The organism is Paenibacillus sp. J31R34 (genome assembly GCF_059383715.1).
On record NZ_JBXENU010000008.1, the window covers coordinates 199361 to 223623 of the forward strand.

Annotated in this window: 18 protein-coding genes; 9 read left to right on the forward strand and 9 right to left on the reverse strand. The window is 50.9% G+C overall.

Annotated elements, in window-relative coordinates:
- Window positions 1-20: 20 nt before the first annotated feature.
- The 4 genes from AC50YG_RS22195 to AC50YG_RS22210 all read left to right on the forward strand — a co-directional run bounded on the left by AC50YG_RS22195 (window position 21) and on the right by AC50YG_RS22210 (window position 5055).
- Window positions 21-2102: a serine hydrolase domain-containing protein gene (locus AC50YG_RS22195; RefSeq protein WP_494829684.1), complete on the forward strand. Its 2082-nt coding sequence runs from the start codon at window positions 21-23 to the stop codon at window positions 2100-2102.
- 98 nt (window positions 2103-2200) lie between these two features.
- A complete protein-coding gene (locus AC50YG_RS22200; RefSeq protein WP_473756977.1) occupies window positions 2201-2371 on the forward strand; it encodes a hypothetical protein in 171 nt (56 codons plus the stop codon).
- 398 nt (window positions 2372-2769) lie between these two features.
- Window positions 2770-3987, forward strand: coding sequence for an MFS transporter (locus tag AC50YG_RS22205; RefSeq protein WP_494829686.1), 1218 nt, complete (start codon window positions 2770-2772; stop codon window positions 3985-3987).
- A gap of 27 nt (window positions 3988-4014) precedes the next feature.
- On the forward strand, window positions 4015-5055 hold the full coding sequence (locus AC50YG_RS22210) for an ROK family protein (protein WP_494829688.1): 1041 nt from the start codon (window positions 4015-4017) through the stop codon (window positions 5053-5055).
- Between the two features lie 62 nt (window positions 5056-5117).
- Here the strand turns inward: AC50YG_RS22210 and AC50YG_RS22215 are convergent, their stop codons facing one another.
- The 7 genes from AC50YG_RS22215 to AC50YG_RS22245 form a co-directional block, all read right to left on the reverse strand.
- Window positions 5118-8060, reverse strand: coding sequence for a family 78 glycoside hydrolase catalytic domain (locus tag AC50YG_RS22215; protein WP_494829690.1), 2943 nt, complete (start codon window positions 8058-8060; stop codon window positions 5118-5120).
- Window positions 8061-8100: 40 nt separating this feature from the next.
- Window positions 8101-8928 carry a carbohydrate ABC transporter permease gene (locus AC50YG_RS22220; RefSeq protein WP_341280576.1) on the reverse strand — a complete coding sequence of 276 codons (828 nt, stop codon included), beginning with the start codon at window positions 8926-8928 and terminating at the stop codon, window positions 8101-8103.
- The gene (locus AC50YG_RS22225; RefSeq protein WP_494829692.1) at window positions 8925-9791 is read right to left on the reverse strand and encodes a carbohydrate ABC transporter permease; all 867 of its coding nucleotides are present in this window, start codon (window positions 9789-9791) and stop codon (window positions 8925-8927) included. The genes AC50YG_RS22220 and AC50YG_RS22225 overlap by 4 nt, the downstream gene beginning before the upstream one ends.
- A gap of 103 nt (window positions 9792-9894) precedes the next feature.
- Complete coding sequence (locus tag AC50YG_RS22230) at window positions 9895-11244, reverse strand: ABC transporter substrate-binding protein (RefSeq protein WP_494829694.1); 1350 nt, start codon at window positions 11242-11244, stop codon at window positions 9895-9897.
- A 92-nt stretch (window positions 11245-11336) separates the two neighbouring features.
- Entirely contained in the window at window positions 11337-13106 is a 1770-nt protein-coding gene (locus AC50YG_RS22235) for a cache domain-containing sensor histidine kinase (protein WP_494829696.1), read from the reverse strand.
- Window positions 13099-14604 (reverse strand): response regulator transcription factor, encoded by a 1506-nt coding sequence (locus AC50YG_RS22240; protein ID WP_494829698.1) that lies wholly within the window; start codon window positions 14602-14604, stop codon window positions 13099-13101. The genes AC50YG_RS22235 and AC50YG_RS22240 overlap by 8 nt, the downstream gene beginning before the upstream one ends.
- A 292-nt stretch (window positions 14605-14896) precedes the next feature.
- On the reverse strand, window positions 14897-15214 hold the full coding sequence (locus AC50YG_RS22245) for a thioredoxin family protein (RefSeq protein WP_056032253.1): 318 nt from the start codon (window positions 15212-15214) through the stop codon (window positions 14897-14899).
- Window positions 15215-15367: 153 nt separating this feature from the next.
- On the opposite strand from AC50YG_RS22245, the gene AC50YG_RS22250 reads away from it, so the two are divergent.
- Window positions 15368-16006 carry a transmembrane-type terpene cyclase gene (locus AC50YG_RS22250; RefSeq protein WP_494829873.1) on the forward strand — a complete coding sequence of 213 codons (639 nt, stop codon included), beginning with the start codon at window positions 15368-15370 and terminating at the stop codon, window positions 16004-16006.
- 15 nt (window positions 16007-16021) lie between these two features.
- Here the strand turns inward: AC50YG_RS22250 and AC50YG_RS22255 are convergent, their stop codons facing one another.
- Both AC50YG_RS22255 and AC50YG_RS22260 read right to left on the reverse strand, forming a co-directional pair.
- Window positions 16022-17014, reverse strand: a complete 993-nt coding sequence (locus tag AC50YG_RS22255; RefSeq protein WP_494829701.1) for an alpha/beta fold hydrolase — start codon at window positions 17012-17014, stop codon at window positions 16022-16024.
- A 238-nt stretch (window positions 17015-17252) separates the two neighbouring features.
- Window positions 17253-18620: a sensor histidine kinase gene (locus AC50YG_RS22260; RefSeq protein ID WP_494829703.1), complete on the reverse strand. Its 1368-nt coding sequence runs from the start codon at window positions 18618-18620 to the stop codon at window positions 17253-17255.
- Between the two features lie 208 nt (window positions 18621-18828).
- Here AC50YG_RS22260 and AC50YG_RS22265 point away from each other — a divergent pair, with 208 nt between their 5' ends.
- The 4 genes from AC50YG_RS22265 to AC50YG_RS22280 all read left to right on the forward strand — a co-directional run bounded on the left by AC50YG_RS22265 (window position 18829) and on the right by AC50YG_RS22280 (window position 24207).
- Window positions 18829-19098 (forward strand): AbrB/MazE/SpoVT family DNA-binding domain-containing protein, encoded by a 270-nt coding sequence (locus AC50YG_RS22265; protein WP_494829705.1) that lies wholly within the window; start codon window positions 18829-18831, stop codon window positions 19096-19098.
- Between the two features lie 2 nt (window positions 19099-19100).
- Complete coding sequence (locus AC50YG_RS22270; RefSeq protein ID WP_494829875.1) at window positions 19101-19451, forward strand: type II toxin-antitoxin system PemK/MazF family toxin; 351 nt, start codon at window positions 19101-19103, stop codon at window positions 19449-19451.
- 500 nt (window positions 19452-19951) lie between these two features.
- Window positions 19952-21184, forward strand: a complete 1233-nt coding sequence (locus AC50YG_RS22275) for an SWIM zinc finger family protein (RefSeq protein WP_494829707.1) — start codon at window positions 19952-19954, stop codon at window positions 21182-21184.
- Window positions 21181-24207, forward strand: a complete 3027-nt coding sequence (locus AC50YG_RS22280) for a DEAD/DEAH box helicase (protein ID WP_494829709.1) — start codon at window positions 21181-21183, stop codon at window positions 24205-24207. The genes AC50YG_RS22275 and AC50YG_RS22280 overlap by 4 nt, the downstream gene beginning before the upstream one ends.
- Window positions 24208-24263 lie beyond the last annotated feature (56 nt).

Consider the following 24263-nt stretch of genomic DNA (forward strand, 5'->3'; position numbering starts at 1 on the left):
ACCCATTAGGATAGGAGAAGATGCGAGTGAAACGAACTTCTATTGTCGCTGTCACCCTCGCGCTGACGATGCTGGCTCCAATGGCTGCAACGGCTGCTGCGAATAGCAATCATCATGCTTTTGAGGCGACTAAGAAAATAGCTGCTGAGAAGGCCAAGCTGCTGACCGAAACTTACGGCATCACAAGCGTGCAATATGCACTCATTGATGCTGGAGAAATTACGATTTCCGGGCATGCAGGCAAAAATGATAGCGAGGATGCGATTCCACTTTCCTCAAATACGATATACGGCATCGGTTCTGCGAGCAAAATGTTTCTCACGGCGGCTGTTATGAAGCTTGTAGACGAGGGCAAGGTAGATTTGGATTTGCCTGTTGTGAACTATATCCCTGACTTTAAAATGGCGGACAGCCGCTACACGCAGATTACTCCGCGCATGCTGCTGAATCATTCCTCCGGCTTTCTCGGAACTACGGGCAGCAATGCAACCTTATATGGGGATAATGATACTTATGCACATGATACTTTCCTTGAGCAATTGGCGACGCAAAGCTTAAAGGCAGATCCGGGAGCCTTTTCGGTCTATTGCAACGATGGTTTTACATTAGCTGAGATTCTAGTAGAGAGAGTTAGCGGCATAAGCTTTACAGCATTTATTCACAAATATATGACAGAGCCTTTAGACATGAGCCATACGAAAACACCGCAGGATCTCATTGATCAAGCGGCGCTGGCCGGAATCTATTCCCCTATATATGAGGGACAGCTTCCACAGGAGAATTATAATATGATTGCAACGGGAGGCATTTACTCCACAGCCGAAGATCTCGCTGCCTTTTCACAAATTTTCACGGGACAGGTCGAGGGCATTCTTTCTGCTAAATCGGTAGAGGCTATGGCACAAGAGGAGTATAGAAGCGGCATGTGGCCGGAGGAAGCCGATCCCTCCTACCTCGCATACGGGTTAGGCTGGGATAGTGTCCGCTTGTTCCCCTTCAACGAGTACGGCATTAAGGCACTCTCGAAAGGTGGAGACACGATTTCGTATCATTCATCCTTAGTGGTGCTGCCTGAATACAATATGTCTGCCGCCGTTATTTCTTCAGGTGGCTCAAGCGCATTAGACCAATTATTCGCGAATGAACTGCTGCTTAGCGTCCTTCAGGAGAAGGGCATGATTAAAGAGCGGAAATCGGAGAAATCTTATGGCGTGCCTATTAAGGCAGATATGCCGCAGGAAGTATCCCAGTATGCGGGTATTTATGGTGGCGGTTCGGGTAAGATTATGAAGGTAGAAATGAATCCCGGGGGCGAATTGTCTGTAGCCTCGCTTACGGCTCCGAACAATCCTGCCCAAACCTATACGTATACGGCTGATGGTTCGTTTGTAAACGATAAAGGTACAGAGAAGCTGAAATTCGTTGTTGAGAAAAATGGACGCACCTATTTGTGGTCCCGCGTATATCTATCAGTGCCAGGGCTCGGTCAAACGGCAATCTCCGAGTATAACGCTGAAAAGCTCGAAGAAAATCCATTATCCAAAGACGTAGCTGACGCGTGGGCACAGCGTGAAGGCCAAAAATATTATTTGGTGAGCGGGAAATATACATCCACGGTTTACCTCAATTCGACGCCTATCATACCTTTTCAGACTATTAAAGAGGTTCCAGGGTATGTGTTGGATAATAAAATTATTGGAGCAAACAAAGCCGTTAACCAGCTGCAACTGCCTGTCATGGATGGCCGTGACACGATGGAAATTAATTTCTTTCAGAAGAACGGAGTCGAATATTTTACGGCAGCAGGCAACGTCTACGTGAATGAGGAGCTTGTAAAACCACTCTATTCGGGTGAACAATCCCGGGCAACGATCCAAGCGGACGGCGAAGCTAAATGGTATTCCGTTTCAGCGAAGGAAAAAGGAAAGGTCATGACGGTTAAATTGCCTCCAAATGGCTCCTTTGCTGTATATAATCAAGCAGGTATTTGCATCAACCATACCGTGATCAGCGATAATAATCAGGTCATATTGCCGGAGAACGGCAGCATCGTATTTGCAGGCGAGGCAGGCTCTACGTTTGATATTTCATTGAAAAATTAGAATACAGGCTTGTCCAAGCAGCTGTCTCATCAGAATGCCTTGGGATAAAATTCAAACCACCTTCTCATACTATGTTTGAATAGATGGAGGTGAATATCATGCCCAAAAATAGCGCCGATCCCAAATTGGACCGATCCAATAATCATGCAGATAAGAAAAACAATCAACAAAATAACGATCATTTAACAGAAGAAGCACAGACGCTGACAAGCAATAAAGCTGCTGATTATGCCCCAAGCTTAAATGGCATTGCCAAAGATGAAATTTAACTAGCAACTGAGCTGCTTAAATGTCCGATGCCACATCGGGAAAAAGCAGCGAGACTATCCATTATCCAGGATTAGCTGAAAATAATAAAAGGAGTGAAGCGGCCCTAATGAGGCTGCTTCACTCCTTTTATTTTCGAGGAAAATCGGCTAATCCTGCTTTCTTAGAATAGCTATTTTTTGATACCATCATAAGCAGCTTCACAAAGGTCGACCTTAAGCAAGGCGGAACATGGCATCTTCTCGCATGGGCCCATTCATCTCGCGGCCGACAAAACCCATAATCCCATATGATTTTCGCAAAAAGACAGCTTTTTAATGCGGATAAGATACGTTATGATTAGCTTGCCTAGTTATTAAACATCTTTAAAAAGTATCTCAGCGAGTAAGGAGAGCGTCTTATGTACGAACAATTAAACGCAAGACAGATTGGATTATGGCGTAATGCCATCTATGTGATTTTTACTTTATGCGGCTTTGCCACAGCATCCTGGATTTCCCGTACGCCAGCCATTCGTGATACACTCGGCGCTTCGACCGGCCAGATGGGCTGGATTATTTTCGGGCTGTCTGTTGGCTCAATCCTCGGCCTGCTTGGTGCAGGGCATTTTATTGCCAGCAAAGGCGGACGCTTCGTGATGATGAACGGGCTGCTCATCGCGGCAGTAGGCCTCGCGATCGTTGGTCTTGGCAGCTCCTTTTTCACCTATGCTCCTATTGTGTTCGTGGGTCTAGCAATCTTCGGATTTGGCTTCGGCATTTGTGATGTGGCAATGAATGTTGAAGGCACCATGCTGGAGCGCGCAACGAAAAAATCGCTGCTGACCGGCTTTCATGCTGCCTTCAGCTTAGGAACCTTTATCGGCGCTGTCGTGGGCTGGTTAGCAACGAAGTCTCATGTTTCCGTCATCATGCACTTGGGTATTGTTCTCATTTTATTAGTTGTGCTCATCGTCTATTTGTCCCGATTCGTGCCTAGAGGAACGGGCCAAGAAAGCAAAACAAACGCAAGCGCGCCAACTCTAACGACTAAAGAACGCCTCGCGATCTGGAAAGAGCCGCGCACTCTGCTGCTCGGCATTATTATTTTGGGTATGGCCTTCGCCGAAGGCTCAGCCAATGACTGGCTTCCTTTAATTATGGTCGATGGCTACGATACTTCTGCTTCAACAGGTTCGTTCGTCTATGGCATATTTGTAGCTGCAATGACGATCGTTCGGGCAACTGGCGGCATGCTGCTCGATAAATTCGGCCGAGTAGCTGTGCTGCGAGCGTCGGCTGTATCCGCTATTGCTGGCCTGCTCATCGTAATCCTGGGTCACAATTACATCATCGCCTCTATCGGCGTTGTATTATGGGGCTTTGGCGCAGCCTTCGGCTTCCCTGTCGCTTTGTCCGCCGCTGGCGACAATCCGCATGGTGTAGCTGTAAGGGTCGGAGCTGTAGCAACAGCCGGCTATTTGGCTTTCCTCGTTGGACCGCCGCTGCTTGGCATGATTGGCGATTCAATAGGCTTGCGAATGGCCTTAATCGTCGTGCTTGTCGGCATTGTATTCGCAGGGCTGACGTCTCATGCCGCAAGGCCAATTGGCGAGAAGGACTCGCCGTTAACCAAGTAGGTCTCACATTTTATAACCGTCAGGAGGGTGAAAAAAATAAAGCTTCCATTTGTGAATCCAAAGCTAATGGGTGAAATGATCCGGCAGCAAATCCGCACCGCACTCTACTATGAGCAGGAGTCGACCAAGGTTGAAATCGCTCAAATCACAGGGCTGACTTTCCCGACCGTAAGCAAAGCGATAGAGGAAATGAAGGCGGATGGCGAGGTTCTGCTGTCGGGGCTACGGGAATCCAGCGGAGGCCGAAGGCCGCAAATCTATATGCTTAATGCAGCGCATATGTCAGGCTTAGCCGTATACCTGGAAAAGGACTATACCATTTACACCTTGCTGAACTACGTCGGAGAGGTCATGCTGCAGGACAAGCTGCCCGGCGTTTTGGATGAAGGACCCGAAGCGCTGGATCAGCAAATGAGGGTTTATTTGGAGCAATACCCGCTCATCCGCGCTTTGACCTTCGGCGTTCCTGCAAGTGTGACAAACGGAGAGGTATTTCATATTCCCAGCTATGAGAAATTTAACGGCTTTGATTTGAAGGCCGCATATGAGAGCCGGTATCCGCTTCAGGTACAAATTGAAAATGATATGAATGCAACTGTACTCGGCTATCACGACCAGCTGGACAACAATCAGGAGCTGTCGCTGGTCTATTTATATTTTGGTATGAATGGTCCTGGGGCAGGGATTATGGTTAATGGGGAGCTTGTAAGGGGGCATACGTATTTTGCGGGCGAGATTTTTTATTTGCCCCTGTTTGAGCAGCAAAGCTTTGGCGAGGTCATTCAAGAGCTTACGGATGGTCCCAATGAACAGCGTAATGATGCCAAGCTGATTGATGCGATGAGCCGCTTGGTTGCGATTTTTACAGCGACGCTGAATCCGAATCTTTTTATTTTTTGCAGCATCAACCTGTCTGAGCCAGAGCTGGACGAAGTAAAAAGCCGAAGCGCTGTTTATGTGCCGGAGACTCATCTTCCGAAGCTCATACTTAGGGATTGGCAGCAGGACTATATTCATGGATTAAAGCAACTGACGATCCGGTCGATGCTAGGTACGGGAATAGAATAACAAGCGCTGCATAAAAAAAACCGCATGGCATCAGCCGTGCGGTTTTCTTCTATTTTTACGCTCTACAACGCCGCAAGCTCCTCTAATACCTGATCAATCGTCTCTTTGGAAATTCGGAACATGCCATTTTCGCTGACTTGCTGAAGAGAGAACGGCTTAGCAATGTTTGCCTGTGCGCCGCTGAACAGATTTGGCATATGCCGGCTTACAATAGCAATTGCCCGCTCATCCATCCATATTTCGCTCATCTTCGTCTTGGCGCTGTACTGTGAGCGGAACAAGCCTTCACTTTCATAGGCAAACTGGTACGTACCCGAGCCGGCACGGATGATCAAGCCAGCTGCGGTTTCCTCCGCCGATGCGATGCCCGCTATATTTTCAAGCGAGGTCCCGCCTTCTGTCGTGCCAGCGAGCGTCGCTCCCCGCAAAATAATATCTGCGGTCGTATTCGCCGGAATGACAACCTGAAGTTCAATACGGCTGCCAGCCACACGCCAACCCGACTCGATCCGTCCGTAAACAGAGTCGTAAGAGGCTTTCGCATAGGTCAGCATGGTCGATCCAAACAACGGCTCAATTCGAATATGCTTGAAGGCAGGCTGCGAAGGGTCCATGTCCAGCCCCGCCACCTTGCGGTACATCCAATCGCCGATGGCGCCATAGGAATAATGGTTGAACGAGTTCATGTCGTCGCTCCAGAATGAGCCGTCCGGCTTAATGCTGTCCCAGTGCTCCCAAATCGTCGTCGCGCCTTTCGATACCGAATACAGCCAGCCCGGATAGCTCTCTTGCAGCAGCAAGCGAACCGCCGTCGTATGATAGCCGCTGTTCGACAGGGCAAAGCATAAATACGGCGTGCCCACAAAGCCGGTCGTCAGGTGATAGTCATTTTCGACGATCAGGTTGTTTAAATCCTCCGCCACCCGATCCTTCACACTCTCATCCACCAAGTCGAACATCAGCGCCAATATATGTGCGGTTTGCGTCGGTGAAGCGATACGCCCCCTCTTGGTCATAAACTCGTCGCGGAAAGCAGCGATTACGTGGCTGTGCAGCTCTCCATAGCGCTGAGCGTCCTCGTCATGGCCAAGCACCTTCGCTGCATCACGAACAATGCGCGTGGAGTAGGCATAGTAGGCCGTAGCAACCAATGCCGTTGGAGTCGCGCCAATATAGCTGTTCTCCTTCGCATCGAGCGCAAGCCAATCCCCGAAATGAAAGCCGGTATTCCACAAATATTCCTCGCTGCCCTGTGCCCGGATGTACTCGACCCATCGCTTCATGCTTTCATACTGCTCGGAGAGCAGCCGCTCATCACCATAATATTGGTAAACCGTCCATGGGCAAATGACCGCAGCGTCTCCCCAGGCCGCCGAATTGGCTCCGCCAACAATGTCAGGAATAACGAAAGGAATGCCGCCATCCTCATGCTGCTCCGCCTTCAGGTCATGCAGCCATTTTGCAAAAAACGGCGCCCCTTGGAAGTTGAACAACGCCGTGCTAATAAATACTTGCGCGTCTCCCGTCCAGCCCAGCCGCTCATCTCGCTGCGGACAATCTGTCGGCACGTCAAGGAAGTTGCCGCGCTGTCCCCAGCGGATATTTTGCTGGAGCTTGTTGATTCGCTCGTCAGAGCATTCGAATTCACCCGATGAAGGCATGTCGGAGTGAATAACCTCGCCTTGGAAAGCATCTGCCGGCAGCGGAACACCTGCCTCCTGACCTGGAAAGCACTGAACAAGCACATAGCGGAAGCCCATAAAGGTAAAATGGGGCGCATAGCTTTCCATGCCGTCGCCTTTCGCGATATAGGTCAGCGTCTGCTTCGCAGGACGCAGATTGCCGAAATAAATGTTGCCGTCCTTGTCCAGCACCTCTGCATGGCGCAGAACGATTTGCGTTCCTTCCGGCGCCTCGACGGTAAATCTCATGCGCCCGACGATATTTTGACCCAGATCCAGCACATGATCGCCTGCCGGTGTAATAAACGAGGAGATCGGCTTGATGACTTCGGTAACGTTAGTCGGCCAGTTTTCTTGTGCTACAAGCTGACTGTATGGCAGATCCAGCACTTGCACGCCAGACCAGCTGCCAGCTGCCAGCTTCGCATCACTTTGAGCTTCCGCTCTATCTACTTCTCCCGCTCCATCGGCTTCGCTCCAGCCCTGAATTTCCAGACGCGCATCATACGTCTCACCATGATAAATATTTGTATATTGAATCGCGCCAAGCGCCGCTTGCCATGAGCTGTCCGTCGCTATGATCTCTTCCGTGCCGTCTACATAACGGATATGGAGCTCCAGCAGGGCGGCACGGTTGTCGCCGTACATAAAATTTTTGTCTTCAAAGCCTAATCCGCCGCGATACCAGCCATCGCCCAGCATAAAGCCAATACCGTTCGCGCCCTCCTTAAGCCCCGCTGTCACATCATACGTCTGATATTGCAGACGGGTGTGATAGCTGGTCCAGCCGGGAGCGAGCAAATCATCTGACACTTTGCCGCCATTCAGGTAAAGCTCATACACGCCAAGCGCAGTCGCATACACCCGGGCGGACAGGATGCCCACTGGTTTTACATCGAAGGTCTGGCGCAGCAAATAGGCTGGGGCCGCATCTGCCGCAATAGCAGACGTATCCGGCGTAATCCATTTTGCCTGCCAGTCCGCCCCGCCAGCAAGGGCTAGCTCGAAGGTGCCCTCCTCGCTCCAAGACGACTCTTCTCCTGCTGTATCCCATACTTTAACCCGGAAGCGATACGCGGTGCGCGCTGCAAGCGCAGGGCCGCCATAACGAATATGAAGCGATTGCTCGCTTTCGACCCGGCCCGTATCCCAAAGGCTTGTCTCGAAGCCGCCAGATGCCTCCGCCACTTGCAGCTGATAAGCCGCTTGGCGGACTCCTCTGCGCCCTGCTGCTTCCAGCATCCAGCTGAAGCGCGGCTTTGTGATGTCGGTGCCCAGCAGGGCACCTCTATATTCACAGCTTGCGGAATGAACATTTAACATGTAGCTATCCCCTTTTTACTATAGATTTATTCATTTTACGTTAGCCTTTAACCGAACCAGCCGTCATGCCGGATACAATACGCTTGTTAAAAATAATAAAGAGCAGCAGCGGCGGAATCGTAATCAGCAAAATGTTCGTGAACAGCAAATTGTATTGCGTCACATACTGGCTCTGGAAGTTATAGAGCGTCAGCTGCACCGTCACATTGTCCGAGCCCGGCAGAAAATACAGCGGGTTCGTGAAATCATTGAAGATGGTAACCGAGGACAATACGACTACCGTTGCCGTCACAGGCTGGAGCAGCGGCAAAACAATGCCGAAGAACAGTCGAAGGCCACCTGCGCCGTCAATAACGGCCGCCTCATCCACTTCACGCGGAATGCCGCTCATGAAGCCTTTATAAAGCAGAACCGCGAACGGAAAGCCCAGCGCGACTTCGATTAAAATAAGGCCGATCAGCGTTTTGAACAGGCCAAGCCCATCCATGACCCAGATCGTCGGGACAATTGCTGGTGGAATGATAAGCCCGGCAAGAATCAGGAAGTTGAACAAGGGAGATAGCTTTCCTGTCCGGCGCTGCAGCACATAGCCCGCCATGGCGCACAGTACGATCAAAATAGCGATAGAGGCCACCGTCAGCACCGTACTATTGATGAAGGCGCGAACCAGCATAAAATCCCGGGCCATAACGACGGTTTTGATATTTTCCCAATACTGACTATTCGAAGCCCACGACATCGTGAGCAGCGAAGACTCCTTCGCGTCCTTGCCCGAATTGACCAATATGAAGTAGAACGGAATCCAGAACACGACAATCGTAAACAAGACGGCACCGATTTCAAAGCCCCATTGTCTGATCTTTCTCACAGGTCTACCTCCTTGCGGTTCAAATACGTATAGAGCGGGAAGGCAAGCGCTGTCACAACGAGGAACAAAATCACATTGCCCGCCGTAGCGAGGCCATAGAAGCCGCCTTGATACTGCTTATAAATGATCGACGCGATCAAGTCGGTCGTGAAGCCTGGGCCGCCCTTAGTCATCGCCCACACTAGATCGAAGGAGCGCAGGCCGCCGATGAAGGCTAAAATAATAACCGAGTTCGTAGCTGGACGGCTCAGCGGCACAATAATGTTCCAAAACTTATGCCAGTTGTTGCCGCCGTCGATTTGCAAGGCTTCATAATATTCCGCGGGAATAGACAAAATCCCGGCAATGTAAATGACCGTGGCAAAGCCTAAGCCTTTCCACACATCGACCATGGCGACCGACAGCAGCGCGATTCTCGTATCGCCGAGCCAGTCCGGCCCTTCAATGCCAATCGCGGCAAGCGCTGTATTAATAACGCCTTGGGTCGGGTGCATCATCATGCTGAAGGCAATACCAACAGCAATCGTACTCACCAAGGTTGGGAAAAATATGACAGACCGCAAATAGCTTTTGGTCCGAATTTTCGAGGTTAGCAATACGCCTAGCAGCAGTCCCAGCGCAACCTTGAGCGTACAGGTAACGACCGCGTAGATCAGTGTATTTTTAAAGCCAATGCTTAAGGACTGCTCCTGAAAAAACGTAATAAAATTTTCAAAACCGATAAACTCCCAATCCGACAGCGTCCATCTCGTCATACTGAAGAAGAAGGACATCATCGTCGGCAGGATGAAAATAATAAAATAAATGATGGCTGCAGGCAGCAGGAACCAATAGGAGTAGGTTCGTTTAAAAATACTGTTCATCGTTATCACTCCTACACTGTCAAGCGTATATTTTGAAGTAAAGCGGCCCTGCAAGCAGGGCCGAACTTCTCTAGCTATTTTTTACTACTATTTAAGCTATAGATTACCAGCCCGCCAGTCCAAGCTGCTTCGCTTGCTTCTCCACATCTTTATCGTAAGCAGCCGCGCCTTCCGCTGCCTTCTTAATGCCTGCGCCAACCTCAACGGTAATTTGCTCCAGGCTCGGCCCTTTAACTGGGGAAACGAACTCAAGCGCAGGCGCCGTTTTGCCCGATTCGAAGTATGGCAGCATGTCTTTCACCAGCGTTGGCACATCGTCTGGAATCTTCGCATCCTTGATCAGATAAGGACCGGTTGGCTTCGAGACCGTAGCCGCAACCTGTGTCCCTTCTACAGAAGCCATGAATGCCACAAACTGCTTGGCTGCCTCCACATTTTTTGTTTCTTTATAAATGTAGCCTGCTCCCGGCATCCAGACGCTCAAGCCGTTTTTCGAGGCATCGTCGCCAGGCTGGGCAAAAAATCCGATATTTTCAATCTCATCCGGGAAGTTCTGCACAAGCGATGGCGATGCGAACGACAGCATTGGATATTGCGCTCCCTTGCCATCAGCAAGCATTTTGAGGCCAGCATCATAAGTTGTCGCCAGCATATCCTTGTTCATAAAGCCTTTATCATAAAGCTCCTGCAGCTTCTCGAAGCTTCTCAACGCAGCGGGTGTGCCTGCAAAAGTAGCCTTATGGGCGGTAAAATCCTCTGCGAACGTTGGTACCTGTGCCTGTACATTGTAATAATCAGCCAGCACAACGAGCTGCGAGGTCCATGAGTCCTTGTAGGAACCAATGACAGGGGAAATACCTGCCGCTTTAATTTTCTCGCTATTCGCGATCAGCTCAGCCCAAGTCGTTGGTACCTTCAGCCCAAGGTCGGCATAGATCTTCTTGTTATAGAACCAACCGCCAGCAATCGTGGAAGAGGTCGGCACCCCGTACACTTTTCCATCCACGGCAACCGTCTGCTTGAAGGAATCCACGACGTCCGACATGAACGCTTCATTCGTCAGGTCCAGTATATTTTTCTCTGGAGACAATGCCTGCATTAAGGAGCCCGAGTTATAAAAGAAAACGTCCGTCATATCGCCTGTCGCCAGGCGGGTCTTCACAATATTATCGCCTTCGCCGCCGCCAGGCCTTGTTTCCATCTCCACTGTAATGTTCGGATATTTCTTCTGGAAAGCGTCGACATAAGCATTCGCCAAGTTGACCGAATCCTGCGTATTATCAACCAGCAGCGAGAGCGTCACCTTCTTCTCTGTATTGCCGCCTTCGCCGCCAGCCGCCGCATTCGTACCCGAATTGCTTCCGGAATTGCTTCCCCCGCATGCCGCAAGCGTTCCGGTAAGCACAAGTGCAGTTGCCGTCATTGCGAGCGATTTAAGCTTCATATTCTTCATGTTTCGTTCCCCCTCGTTCGTTGTCGCTGATGCTGTATAAGTAGCTTTCTATATCCTTATTGTAGGGAGGAAACGCCTTTTATGAAAGCGCTTCATTTTTCAGGTGAGTGTCGGTTTTTTTTAGGTAGGTTCGATGGGTTGAAGCGCAAGGTCACACGGGTGCCCTCTCCTTCGCGGCTCCAAACGGACAGCGAGCTTCCTTGCCCATAAGACAGCAGCAGCCGCTCCTTGACGTTGCGCATCCCGTAGCCCTGCTCTGTCTGGGCGATATCCGCCATTCCCACACCATCATCCTCGACCGTGAAAATCAAATACGGCCCGTCGGTTCCACCCGTCAAGCGAATGGTTCCTTCTCCGACCTTCGGCTCCAGACCATGGTAAATGGCGTTTTCGACCAGTGGCTGCAGCAGCAGCTTCATCATCTCCAGCCCCTTGATCGACTCCTCCACCTCCTCGATATAGTGGAAGCGGTTGTTGAACCGAATGTTCTGGATGTTCAAATAATGCTCGATATGCTTCAATTCGTTGTATACGAGAATGGTCTCCTTGCCCTTGTTCAAGCTCAGCTTGAAGCTTTCGGAGAGCGACACTGCCATTTGGGCGACCTCTTTATTATTTTGCAAAATCGCCATCCAATAAATCGAATCCAGCGTGTTGTACAAAAAATGCGGCTTAATCTGCGATTGCAGCGCCCTAAGCTCCGCTTCCCGCTCCTTCAGCTCCGAGTTGATGAGCCGCGCATTCAGCTCCTCATTTTCGTGGGCAATACGCTTGAACGTTTCACCGATGACACCGACCTCATCCTGGGCAAATTCCGCTGGAAAATCGCGCTTGCCAAGCGTCCAGTCGTTCATCATTTTTTTCAGCCGCAGCAGTGGTCTTGTGATGGTCCCCGATATAAAATAGGAAATAATCAGCGCTGTCACCGCGAAAGCCGCAGCAATAAGCGTCGTCGCCAGGCCAATGTATTGGGTGTGCTTCAGCAGCTCCTTCGATTCAACGAGATGGACAAGCGTCCAGCTTGTCGTCTGATTATAATAAGGATTGACCAGAAAGCCTTCATCCTTCAAGTGGCCCAGCGTCTCCGAAATTGTCCCGCCAGCAAGCGGAACGGTATCATTATGGCTGTATACCGCTTTTGTCGGGCCAGCCCCCTCGCTGAGCACCATGAACGAGCCATTCTCCTTGCTGCCACCGAACACTTTATCAAAAATCGTCTTGGAAACGTTGACCACGAGAATGCCGATTGGCTCGCCGCCCGGGTCCTCCGCATCGCGAAACAGCTTCACGCTGGAAAAGGACTTATTCGATTCGTCAAAAATATCAGTCGGATAATACACAACCCTTCCCTTGCTCTCATACGCCCCCCTGTACCAATCTGAGCCTGTAATCTTGGCTATTTTATCGCTTCCTTCATACACGCCCGCATCGTCGGAGCGGCCAAAGCAGTAGGTGTGAAACTTCAGATCAAGCAGACAGACCGAGGTCACATAACGCGTATCCGCAAAGCTGCTGCTGATTAAGCGCTGGAGCCGCGAGGAGGTTCTGCCGTTCACCGTATCGGGCTGTATGCCCGGGTTTTCCCCGCTGCTGCGCAGGCTCTGCCGAATGGCATCGTTTACAACAATGGACAGATGAAAATTGTTAATATTCCGAAATAATAGGTCGGCCACCTCGCTGGACGTCCGCAAATGATCCAAATTCGTTTTTTCATTCATATCCGTCAGCGTGTCCTTTGTAATATTGAAGGAAATATAGCCGAGCAGCATAATCGAAGGCACAATGAGCAAAATCATCGCCGCCAGAAACCGGCTTCGGATTTTTTTGAACCGCAGCCATTCCACTAGTCGTTTTTTAGGCATGGCCGTCTTCCTTACGCTCGATAGCATGGGCTTCCCGATAATGCTTAGGCGTCATGCCTACGAGCTTCTTAAACGTTTCCGTAAAATGCCTGTAGTTGAGATAGCCGACCTTCTCGCTGACTTCACTGACCAGCAGCCCTTCTCGCAGCATCACCTTCGCATGCTCCATCCGTTCATGGGTCAAATGCTTAATGTAGGAGATGCCCATCTCTTCTTTGAAAAGCAGGCTGAAATACGTCGCATTCAGGCCAACATGCTCCGCCAGCTCCTGCAAGGAAATGTCCTGCCCAAAGCGAGCTTCCATATAGGCAAGCGCCTTTTCGACCGCCGTATGCTTCGTAGAACGCCTTGCTTCCGTAATCGCCGTCAGCATCGCCTCTACCTTGCCCCGCAGCCAGCGGAACATTTCCTCGCGCGTATACATGACGCCAAGCTCCTGATGCGCGACCTTGCCGAGGGAGCGAGTATCGCGCCCCGTTTCCTTCAGCACCTCATGGCCTACATAAACGAGCTGCAAAATTTCGCGCTCCGCCTGCTCCGGGTCCAGCTTCTGCTGCCCGACCGACGCCTCGAATTCGTCCAAGGCAGCCAGCAGCCCCTTTTTATCCCCCGTACGCAAGGAGAAAATGACGGACTCCTCATGCTTCGTCAAGTTGCCAGCCAGCTCATCGCTGCCTTCCATTTGCTCAATGCGAACCAAGCCGCTTTCCTCCAAAAACCGGCCGTAGCGGAGCGCTCGCAGTGCTTCCTTGCAGCTTTTTGGCGCTTCGGCAAGCGTTGCATAGGTTCCTCCAGCTGCGAACAGCTCGCAATCTTCACCCTGCAGCATAAGCTGCTCCCATAGCTCATCTGCAGGCAGCTTGAAATGAAGCACCGCTGACAGCCGGTCCGCTCCATTCGTCACCTCAACGATGCGATAGGATGAGCTTTTCACCAGCTCCACACATTCCGAGGAAAAAGCCAGCACCGTAATACCCGCAATAGCCTCCCAATCTGGGCCATAGCTTTGCTTCCATTTGCCTAGCGCACTATCGCCTGCTAACAACAAATTCAACGTCGCTTTCTCCAGCAGCTCCTGCTGAGACGCTTCCCATTTGGATTTCATGGAGCTGAACGCTTGCTGTTTGTCGATCCGCTCTATCGCTTTGCGCATCACTTCATCTATTTTCTCTACCGTAACCGGCTTCTCCAAATAATCGACAACCCCAAGCCCAATTGCGCGCATCACATATTCAAATTCATTAAAGCCGCTGAACACGATAAACATCGTGTCCCCCGCTTCGCCAGCCACCGTCTCAATGAGCCGCAGTCCGTCCATCCCCGGCATCCGAATATCCGTCAGCACAATGTCTGGGCGCAGCTCGCGGAACATCTCCAGTGCCGATAAGCCATCCCCCGCCGTTCCTACCAGCTCGATGCCATAACGCTGCCAGTCGATCATCTGGCTCAGCCCTTGGCGGACAATATATTCGTCATCAAATACAACCGCTTTCAGCATCTTCCCCATCCTCCCTGCAAAGCACCTTCTAAATCATTCTAGTATACCCGCCTGCTTCTCCTTCATCGTAATGGAGAGCCGCTTATTTTCCTACCGTTGTTTATTTCAGGTAATGTCTGTTTTTTTCAGGTGAAAGACAAGGTGAAACGGCCGAAAGCCGTCCTTTGGCGGCGCAGCGCGTTTCATTCCGAGAAATATAGAGAAAAGATGGGAAAATCACATCCTTTCCTATATTTTAAAAAAGGGTACATCGCAGCATGCTCCGATGTACCCTTTTCATAAATGTAAATAGCTACTCATCCTCTTTCAGCAACTTGTAAAGATAATCGACAGAGCGCATCGCGTATTCGAACCGCTGCGGCTCGCCGTCCTTCACCAGCACCAGACAGGGGACGCTCGTAATTTTCCAAGCCTCGCGCAGCTTGGGCGCGTAGTTGATGTTGATTTTATACATCGTCGTCGGCACTTCCGCTGCCTGAACGATGTCCAGCATCCGCTCGGCTACCTTGCACGTTCCGCAAAAAGGGCTGGAGAACAGCAAAGCATCCTTCCCATTGCCGATTCGTGCCAGACGCAGCCACTCATCCTCTTCGATTTCATAGATTGCCATACGTTCGTCCTTCTTTCCTTGCTCTGGCTGCATATGTGCCTAACAGCACCCGGCCAGCTTCGTTGCCTTCTATTTTAACATAAGACATAGACGAGCAGCCGCCAACATACGTTTTTATAACAACCGTTTTTGGAAAGGATGCGATGAGGCTTGATGGACCTGCTGCTGCTGCTCGGAATGGCGTTTTTTTGGACAATCACCTATCTGCTTATTATTTATCAAGGCTTTAAGGACCGCACCTGCGGCATGCCTTTGGCTGCACTCTGCGCCAACCTGACGTGGGAGCTGCTGTTTGGCTTTCTCATGCCATTCAATCCGCTTCAGCAAATCATTACAATCGTCTGGTTCGCGCTCGACATCATCATTTTGCTGCAATTTTTGTATTACACCCGCAATGACTATTCGCCGAAAAAAATAGCGGTCATCGTCAGCGCTCTGCTCGTTACCGCGTTTCTGCTGCATTACGGCGTCTCGGTCGAATTCCATGACCCGGAGGGCAAATATACCGCCTTTGGCATCAATCTGATGATGTCGATCCTGTTTATTCAGATGCTGTTCCAGAAGGACCTGCTAGGGCAGTCCCGTTTTATTGCTTGGGCGAAAATGCTCGGCACCCTATGCGCCTCCGTGCTCAGCTACAAGCTCTATCCTGATTCTCTGCTGCTGATGATCATGTACGTCCTTATTTTCCTTTTTGATGTTGGATATATTTTACTCGTACAAAGCCATTCGGTGAAAATCGTACAGCGCCCCGGCGCAAAGCAGGGCAATACGCAGCAAATTGTTACCTAGCACAGTAGAAATCATCTACTTGTCTTGTTTAATTTGTTCCTTGAACATCCTAAGGTTTTCAACGATTTCTGCCGAATGAGTACGATATAAATAGTGATCCGCTTCAAATAACACTATTTTTCCATGAACAGAATTCTTAATTTGCTTCTCATGCTCTGGTATCCATCTATCCGTTACGGGATGATTCGCTTGGATAAAGAAAATAACGGGAAGAGCTTTTGGGAAGGTTAATTGTTCTGCTGCTTCAAAATTAGCATACATACTTCCAGCTTCATTTAATTGATTGGCATTATAAATGTTTTTGCGAATGAGTATTTTTAATTGTTCTTTTGTTTGATCATCATATGGCAATTCAGCATAAGGATCATCGCCTAACTTCAATTGCAATCTGGCGAAGCCTGATTCTCTAAGCAGGCTAAGCGTCTTTAATATGGAGGACCCTATCTTCTGCTCTTTTAGCGCCGGGACACTGCTGTCGAGCCCGACAAATGCGCTCACTTCACTTGGATATTTGTTCACATAATCTAAGCTGTATAATCCTGAAATGGAGTGGCCCATTAAAATATAACGATTGATTTGAAGGCTCTGCAGCACTTCATGAATTTCACTTACAATATTGTCTGTGCTTCGTTCCTTGTCGGTTAGATCACTTAATCCATAACCAAATGGCTCAACTACGACGACTTTGTAATAGGGTGACAGTTGTTCAATTAGCGGCTTAAAATCAAGTGCTGGCGCAGCTGTCCCATAACCCGGAAGGAGCACAATGGTTTCTTCTCCTTCTCCATAAGTCGATACATTCATATATTTCCCATCCACAGTTACAGACTGGCCATAAGGTAATAATTTCGCTTGCTCTGATTTGCTGCTGAACAGATCAATGAAAAAAACGACGGCTATAAAAACAACAATGGCTATAACTACGATTGCTAATCCTTTAAGTAAATTGCGAAGCCATTTTTTCATTCTGCTGGCTGGCTTTTTATCTGCTGCTGTATCCTGCTCCATGTTGTTTACCTCTCGTCTTTCCACTTGCATCTTCTCCTATCGTCATCTCTTTATTGGGCTGCCTTTACGATTCGTTAAGGAGAGCTTACACGACGAAGATGTACTCTACATGCCGGCAGGATGAACGGAGTATGAACGAGCACAAAAAAGCCTGCGTCATCATAGGCAAGAAGCTTGCACCAGATGACGCAGGCATAGGAGAAGTGAGGTGACCACTTTAGGATAAAGGATAAGCCCCTTATTCAGTCAGCCTTGTGATGGGCAAGGTGATGATGAAGGTGGTTCCCAAACCCGGTTCGCTTTCCACTCGGATATCGCCTTGATGAAGCGATATGATCTGTTTTACGATGGCCAGCCCCATACCACTGCCTTCATATTTTCGACTGTGGGAACGATCCGCCTTAAAGAAACGCTCGAATATTTGCTTCTGATCCTCTAGCGAAATACCAATACCGTTGTCTGATATTCGGACGGTAAATTGTTTGCTGTCTTGTTTGATGCTGACTTTAATTATGCCGCCCTCCTTGGAAAATTTGATGCTATTGCCAATGATATTGGTCCATACCTGATTTAGCTGATCATGATCAGCCGTTAGCATAGCTGGCTTCAAATTAAGCTCAAAATGGATGCTGCGCGCCGACCATTGCGGCTGGATCGCGACGATAACTCGCCTTATCTGTTCATCAAGACTGAGCGTTGCCAGCTGCAGCTGCTGTGACTGTGATTCGAGTAAGCTTAGCTTGAGCAGATTATCGCTCATCTTGGACATTCGCTTCGCTTCATTGATAATAATATCGAGATAACGGCTGCGCTCATTAGCTTCAATGCCTTCTTGCTTGAGCGCTATAGCATACCCGGATATCGAGGTGAGCGGCGATTGCACCTCATGCGACACGTTCGTTACGAATTCCCTGCGCATCTGCTCCAGCCGCTGCAGATCATGCATCATTTCTTCGAAGCTGCGAGCCAACGCACCTAATTCACCCGTCTGCTTAATATTCAGCTTGACGTTGAAGTCTCCAGCTGCTATCCGCTTGGTCGCTTTTGTCAGCTTGTTAATCGGCCTTACGATGAAAAAGGAGGCAATTAGAACAAATAAGCTTCCTGTAATTAACGAATACGCTGCAATATTTAGTCCCCATTTTATGACAAATGCGGTGGACGGAGGGGAGAGCGTCTCCACAAACATCGCTTTCATTCCCATATCTGTGTTCAACGGAAATCCAATATAGGCCACCGTAACACCGTCCTTATTGCCTTGAACTTCTTCTCCATCTAATACATTTTTTACTTGCTCCACAGGTATAACAGCAGGCGTGTGTCCGCCCAGCGCTCCGAAAGACTGGAATCGATCCGTTGCTTCATAAATTCGAATATGATAGGAATTGAGCTGCTTCATTTTACTTACTAATTCGTCCGCTTCACGTGACGGAATGGTCTCGTAAATCGAGGTGATGTCCTGTCCAAAATTACGCAAAAGAATTTGCGAGTTTTCGTTTAATTGATCTTCAAATAACCAAGTTGCTGCCAAAAAAGCAATGATCGTGCTCCCAATCACGGACACTAAAAATATCAGGACTACACGTGTATATAATGATTTAATCATTTTTGCACCTCAAGTCGATAGCCAAGCCCACGAACCGTTTCAAGTTGAAAAATAGTAAGCATCCGATCCCTCTTTCCCTGTTTTGCATCCTACTTCAGTAGTAATCATTATACTACTACAGCAAGGAGATTTAATAATTGGATTTAGGCGCCTTTCTTTCGGTCATTGAGTATACTTGAAAGACCAGAAGAGAGAGGATATGAGCCCAATGACGACTGTAACGCTTAGTAAATGGGGAAACAGCAGTGCTGTCCGGATTCCGAATCAGCTTCTTAAACGTCTGAATTTGGAGGAGGGCGCTGAAATCGAATTGGTCATTACTCCTGATAATGAATTACTGCTGCGTCCTATGAAACAGCAGCAAGAAACGAATGAAGAGCTGCGCACTCATTTAAAGCAACTCCTTGCTAAAATCCAGCCCGCTTCCCCACGGCATGAGGAATTCGATGTTGGCATTGAAGGAGACGAGCTCATTTGACGATACCTATCCCCCAGCGCGGCGATGTAATATGGCTTTATTTTGATCCCCAAGCTGGTCATGAGCAGGCTGAGTATGAGAAGGCTGGGAGAAGACCAGCTCTTGTATTGTCCGAAGCTGATTTTAACGAAAGGACAGGCTTTGCCGTCGTGTGTCCCATTACAAGCCAAATCAAAGAATATCCGTTTGAGGTCGCGCTGCCTAGCGGTCTTGCTTTCTCTGGGGTTGTCCTGACCGAACAAATGAAAAGTCTGGACCTGCAAAAACGGAAAATTAAAATTATGGGCAGCGTCCCTGTAGATTCTCCTTTCATGAAGGCTGTTCTGCGCAACACGTGCTCTATACTGGCCTAAAACACATATAACCGTCAATCGCCGCGCCCCTAAGCATTAGGAGCACGGCGATTTCGTTTGAACGAGCGATTTGCCAACTCTATTTTTATTCGCGTATAGTTAGGGTTAGAAACATGGTGAGCGAACAAGAGCAGCTTACTCGTGCACTCGGTCAGCTCAACTCAGCTCAATGATTCTCCATTTTGAAGGACTGACATTCCGCTATTTCAGCGATTTTCATGTTTTCAGCTGCTGCGCGGACAGAGAAGCCGTTATGCCGCCTCCTATCGCTTCAATAAGGAGGAATAGGGACGATTAGCGAATTCTGTGTCCGCCAACACGGCCAAAAACCATTTTCACAGTAAATAACGGCTTCTGTGTCCATCAAAATTCCTACTCATCTAAATACATAAAAATGGTTAACCATAATTGCCTATACCTCGCACTTTTTGAAGAATGGAAGCGGAATGAAGCTAGCCAACAAGCCCGCCTTCAAGAAATGACTCAGGAGATTGATTCGAATGATGCCTATAGATAAACAGAACGAGCGAAAAAAAAACGACGCACTCCAGCAGCTTCCCACGCTGCCGATTTCGGAGTGGCGAAAATGGCTGCTGCAATGCTTGGAGCCGCTGGCCGCACAAACGAGAAACAGCGACTATGCCGGCCGCGCAGCTGAGCTTATTCAGCAATCGCGGCCAGCTTTTTCCCCTGCGATGAAATGCCTGTTCGAGCTGCACAGCTTCCTGTTTATTATGGAGCAGCTGCATACGGGCACGTTCGTCGGCTACCATACGCGAGTCGCGATGGAGGATGTGCAGGGCAGCATCAGCAAGCTGTTCGAGCAGTCGCCGGCGCTCGCTGATGCCGAGCCGGCGTTTTGGGACCGCCTGGCGGAAACCGCGGCGGATTTGCGTGGAAGACTGCTCGCGGAGGAGCGGTATGCGGATTATTTTTCACCTGTGTATTATGCGCTTTGGAGAAAATGGCTCTACCCGCGCCTGCCGGGCAGCCCGCTGCTTGCAGAGGAGCTTGCACATTTGGAGGCGCTGAAGCCCCAGCAGAAAATCGCCCAGACCCGCTATCAATGGATGTTCGCCAAATGCTGGCTGTGCTTTCTGCTAGGCCGCGACGAGGAGGCGCAAGCGCTGTTAACCGCGCTGGGCCGCAAATCCAAGCTGCGCATTCATGATTATTATGCCCTGCTGGATGAGCTGGAGCAGCGCAAGGAGTGGCATCGCCTGCTCCACTGGCTGAAGCAAACGGCGAGCTTGCTGGAAGATCATCATGGCGTGCATTTGAACGCTTTTTTTGCCTATTGGGATGCGGTGCTGGCGGAAATGCCTCAGGAGGAGGAAGCGATGTGGGAGCAGTTGCTGCTCCTGCTGCCCGCCTCGCGCTCCATCTATGCAGACAAGCTTCATCATTATGAAAAATGGCAGGAGTGGATCGACTACCAGCTCAGCGAGAGCATCGACCCGCTGTATTATCGCGTCGCCATGTTCGCCCCGATCGAGAAGCACGCTCCTGAGCTGCTGCTTCCCTTCTATCATCAAGCCGCCGAGCGTTATGTGCTGCTGAAAAACAGGGACGGCTACAAATCGGCGGTCAAGCTGCTAAAGCGATTAGCGAAGCTGTATAAAAAACGCAAGGACGAGGCGGGCTGGGAAACGTTCATCACCGCTTTCGCTGGGCGCTACAGCCGCTTGCGGGCGTTACAGGAAGAGCTGCGAAAGGGGAAATTGCTGTCATGAGCACAGAGCTGACGAAGAGCCCTTTATGGACGACGATAACGGTACATTTGGCTTTAACCGATTTTGGCGATGCGCTGCTGTATGCGGTGGACGACCGCCAGGATCTGCTTTCCGGCGTTCGCCTTAAGCAAAGCTTATTCGCTTGGCATGCAGCCACCACCTATGGGACAGACCTTGAAATTCGGCAAATGGAGCAGGTAGAGCTGGTCGTGCTTCCTGCTGAGCATGTGCTCCCCTTCTTTGCCGAGCAGCGCCTGCTGGCGCATATTCATTGGGAATGGGACGAGCAGTCGACTGCGCTCATCCGGCTCGCGCCATTGCTCCGCGAGCACACGGAGGCTAAGCGCTACTTGCCGAGCCACTCCGCATGGCGGGCCGGGCAGCTGCAATGGGTGTGGGACGGCTCTGCTTCGGCGGAGCTGGCAAGCGAGCTTGCGCTTGCTGAGGAGAAAGTGAAGGACGGCCGCCTGTCGAATGGCTTTCTGGGCATGCTGGAGGCTGCCTTCTCGGCGGCGGTGTTCCAGCGCTATTATAACAGTGAAGCAGCTTCCGCCGATTTGCGCGCGGAATATCCGCTGCTGTTCGTGAAGGAGAAGGCGATCTTCGCTGGCCTTGATCCGTCCGGCTGGCTGATGGCCGTCGGCTGGAAGGCAGACCATGCGCCGTTCCGCCCTATGCTGCAGCTGCTTGAGCCGGGCGAGGAAACCGATGAGGCGTGGCAGCTGCGGCTCGTGCTGCAGGACAAGCTGGACCCGTCGGTGCTGCGGCCCGTGAGGCTGTCGCAGCATGGCGATGTCGCCGGAGAGGTTCCGGCGGCTTGGGTTCATGCTGTGCAGGGTCGATCCGCCGGATGGCTGGATCATCTGCGCGCCAGTCTGCCTGACGAGCATTTGGCAGGCGAGAAATACGATGTGCTGAGAGTGCCGCTCAGCAGCGATACAGTTTGGCGTTTCCTGACGGTGGGCAGCAACCGTCTGCTCGAGGCGGGCTGGCAGGTGCTGCTCCCCGCCTGGTGGGAAAGCGCCCGCCGCAAAAAGCCTAAGCTGCGCGCCAAGGTCAAGGAAGAGGAAAACCCGGCGAAGGGCCGCTCCTTCTTCGGGCTCGACGCCATTATCGAATTCGATTGGCGCGTATCCGTCGGCGATCTCACCCTTACGGAAGCGGAGTTCGCGGAGCTGCTCGCCCGTCAGGAGCGGCTGCTGCAATTCCGCGGGCAGTGGGTGACGCTCGATCCCGGCCTGCTGGAGCAAATCAGCAAAATGATGAAGGGCATGAACAGCGCCCAAGGGCTCTCCTTTCAGGATGTGCTTCAGCTCCATCTGCTTTCGCGGAAAGACTACTTCGCCCGCAAGGAAGAAGACGCAGAGGCATCGGCGGATGAGGCCGAGGATGAGAACGAGCAGCTGCGGCTGGAAGTCGAGCTGAATAGCTATATGCAGGAGATGATGGATCAGCTCGTGCAGCAAAAAGAGGCGCCACCTATCCCCGTTCCTGCGGGCTTGCAAGCGACGCTGCGCGCTTATCAGCAGGAGGGCTACTCGTGGCTTGCTTTTATGCGCCAGCTTGGGCTTGGCGCTTGTCTCGCCGATGATATGGGCCTCGGCAAGACGGTGCAGCTCATCGCCTACCTGATGCAGATGAAGGAAACGGGCGGCGCTGGCCGTGCAGCCGCACTCATCATTTGCCCGACCTCGGTGCTCGGCAACTGGCAGAAGGAAATTAGCCGCTTCGCGCCATCACTGAACGTCATGCTGCATTACAGCAGCAAGCGGCTGACGGGCGACGCTTTCTACGAAGCCGCCAGCGCGGCGGATGTTATACTCACATCGTTCGCGACCTCCATGCTCGATCAAGAGCTGCTGCAGAGCCGCACATGGGAAGCGATTTGCCTCGATGAGGCGCAAAATATTAAAAATGCGCAGACGAAGCAGGCCGCCGCCATTCGCAGTCTGCCCGCCAAGCATCGCATTGCGCTAACCGGAACGCCGATTGAAAATCGGCTGAGCGAGCTGTGGTCGATCTACGATTTTATGAATCCCGGCTTTCTCGGCAGTGCACAGGGCTTTCAGAAGCGCTTCGCTACGCCAATCGAGCAGGAGCAGGACCCGGAGCGCATTGTCGATTTGCAGCGGCTGGTCAAGCCGTTCATGCTGCGCCGCAAAAAGAAAGATCCGGCGATTCAGCTTGACCTGCCAGATAAGAACGAGATGAAAACGTATGTTCATCTCACCGCCGAGCAAGGCGCGCTATATACGCAAACCGTCAACGAGCTGATGGCTAAGGTGCAGCGGGTGGAGGGCAACAAGCGCCGAGGCGCGATTTTGTCCGTGCTGACGCAGCTCAAGCAGATTTGCAATCATCCCGCTCTGCTGGAGGATGGGATGCCGCTAGAGGTAATGGAAGCGGAAATCGCCAGCGGCACGACCGGCGCCGAGGCTGCAATGGAGTCGCTAATCAGCCGATCGTCAAAGCTGGAGCGGCTGATGGCGATGGTGAAGGAGCTGCGAGCCGAAGGCGAGCGCTGCCTTATTTTTACGCAATATATCGGTATGGGCCAGCTGCTGCAGGGCGTACTGGAGCGGGAGCTTCAAGAACGGGTTCTTTACTTGAACGGCAGCACAACCAAACTAACTCGCGACCGAATGATCGAGCGTTTTCAATCCAGCACGCTGCCTGCGTCTGAGCAGCCGAACGTCTTTATTTTGTCGATTAAAGCGGGCGGGGTCGGGCTTAATCTGACGGCGGCGAATCATGTATTCCATTTCGATCGCTGGTGGAATCCCGCCGTGGAAAATCAGGCGACCGACCGCGCCTACCGCATGGGGCAAACCCGCGACGTTCAGGTTCACAAGTTCATTGCGCTCGGCACGCTGGAGGAACGTATCGACGAAATGCTGGAATCAAAGCAGAAGCTGAGCGAAAATGTCATATCCAGCAGCTCCGAGACGTGGATTACAGAGCTCGACAACGCTGCGCTCCAACAGCTCGTTACGCTGAAGCAGGACTGGGCAGGAGAAGCTTAGGCGGCTTCGCGCCGCCAGCACCATGGTCGGACAGTAGCCAAGATGCTGGATGGGCC

What these genes read in the sequence shown, in the direction of transcription:
- AC50YG_RS22195 (WP_494829684.1), top strand. Translation starts at nt 21, where the DNA reads ATGCGAGTGAAACGAACTTCTATTGTCGCTGTCACCCTCGCGCTGACG.
- AC50YG_RS22235 (WP_494829696.1), bottom strand. Translation starts at nt 13,106, where the DNA reads ATGCCTAAAAAACGACTAGTGGAATGGCTGCGGTTCAAAAAAATCCGA.
- AC50YG_RS22275 (WP_494829707.1), top strand. Translation starts at nt 19,952, where the DNA reads ATGATGCCTATAGATAAACAGAACGAGCGAAAAAAAAACGACGCACTC.
- AC50YG_RS22215 (WP_494829690.1), bottom strand. Translation starts at nt 8,060, where the DNA reads ATGTTAAATGTTCATTCCGCAAGCTGTGAATATAGAGGTGCCCTGCTG.
- AC50YG_RS22265 (WP_494829705.1), top strand. Translation starts at nt 18,829, where the DNA reads ATGACGACTGTAACGCTTAGTAAATGGGGAAACAGCAGTGCTGTCCGG.
- AC50YG_RS22200 (WP_473756977.1), top strand. Translation starts at nt 2,201, where the DNA reads ATGCCCAAAAATAGCGCCGATCCCAAATTGGACCGATCCAATAATCAT.
- AC50YG_RS22245 (WP_056032253.1), bottom strand. Translation starts at nt 15,214, where the DNA reads ATGGCAATCTATGAAATCGAAGAGGATGAGTGGCTGCGTCTGGCACGA.
- AC50YG_RS22260 (WP_494829703.1), bottom strand. Translation starts at nt 18,620, where the DNA reads ATGATTAAATCATTATATACACGTGTAGTCCTGATATTTTTAGTGTCC.
- AC50YG_RS22240 (WP_494829698.1), bottom strand. Translation starts at nt 14,604, where the DNA reads ATGCTGAAAGCGGTTGTATTTGATGACGAATATATTGTCCGCCAAGGG.
- AC50YG_RS22280 (WP_494829709.1), top strand. Translation starts at nt 21,181, where the DNA reads ATGAGCACAGAGCTGACGAAGAGCCCTTTATGGACGACGATAACGGTA.
- AC50YG_RS22230 (WP_494829694.1), bottom strand. Translation starts at nt 11,244, where the DNA reads ATGAAGAATATGAAGCTTAAATCGCTCGCAATGACGGCAACTGCACTT.
- AC50YG_RS22255 (WP_494829701.1), bottom strand. Translation starts at nt 17,014, where the DNA reads ATGGAGCAGGATACAGCAGCAGATAAAAAGCCAGCCAGCAGAATGAAA.
- AC50YG_RS22225 (WP_494829692.1), bottom strand. Translation starts at nt 9,791, where the DNA reads ATGAACAGTATTTTTAAACGAACCTACTCCTATTGGTTCCTGCTGCCT.
- AC50YG_RS22205 (WP_494829686.1), top strand. Translation starts at nt 2,770, where the DNA reads ATGTACGAACAATTAAACGCAAGACAGATTGGATTATGGCGTAATGCC.
- AC50YG_RS22250 (WP_494829873.1), top strand. Translation starts at nt 15,368, where the DNA reads ATGGACCTGCTGCTGCTGCTCGGAATGGCGTTTTTTTGGACAATCACC.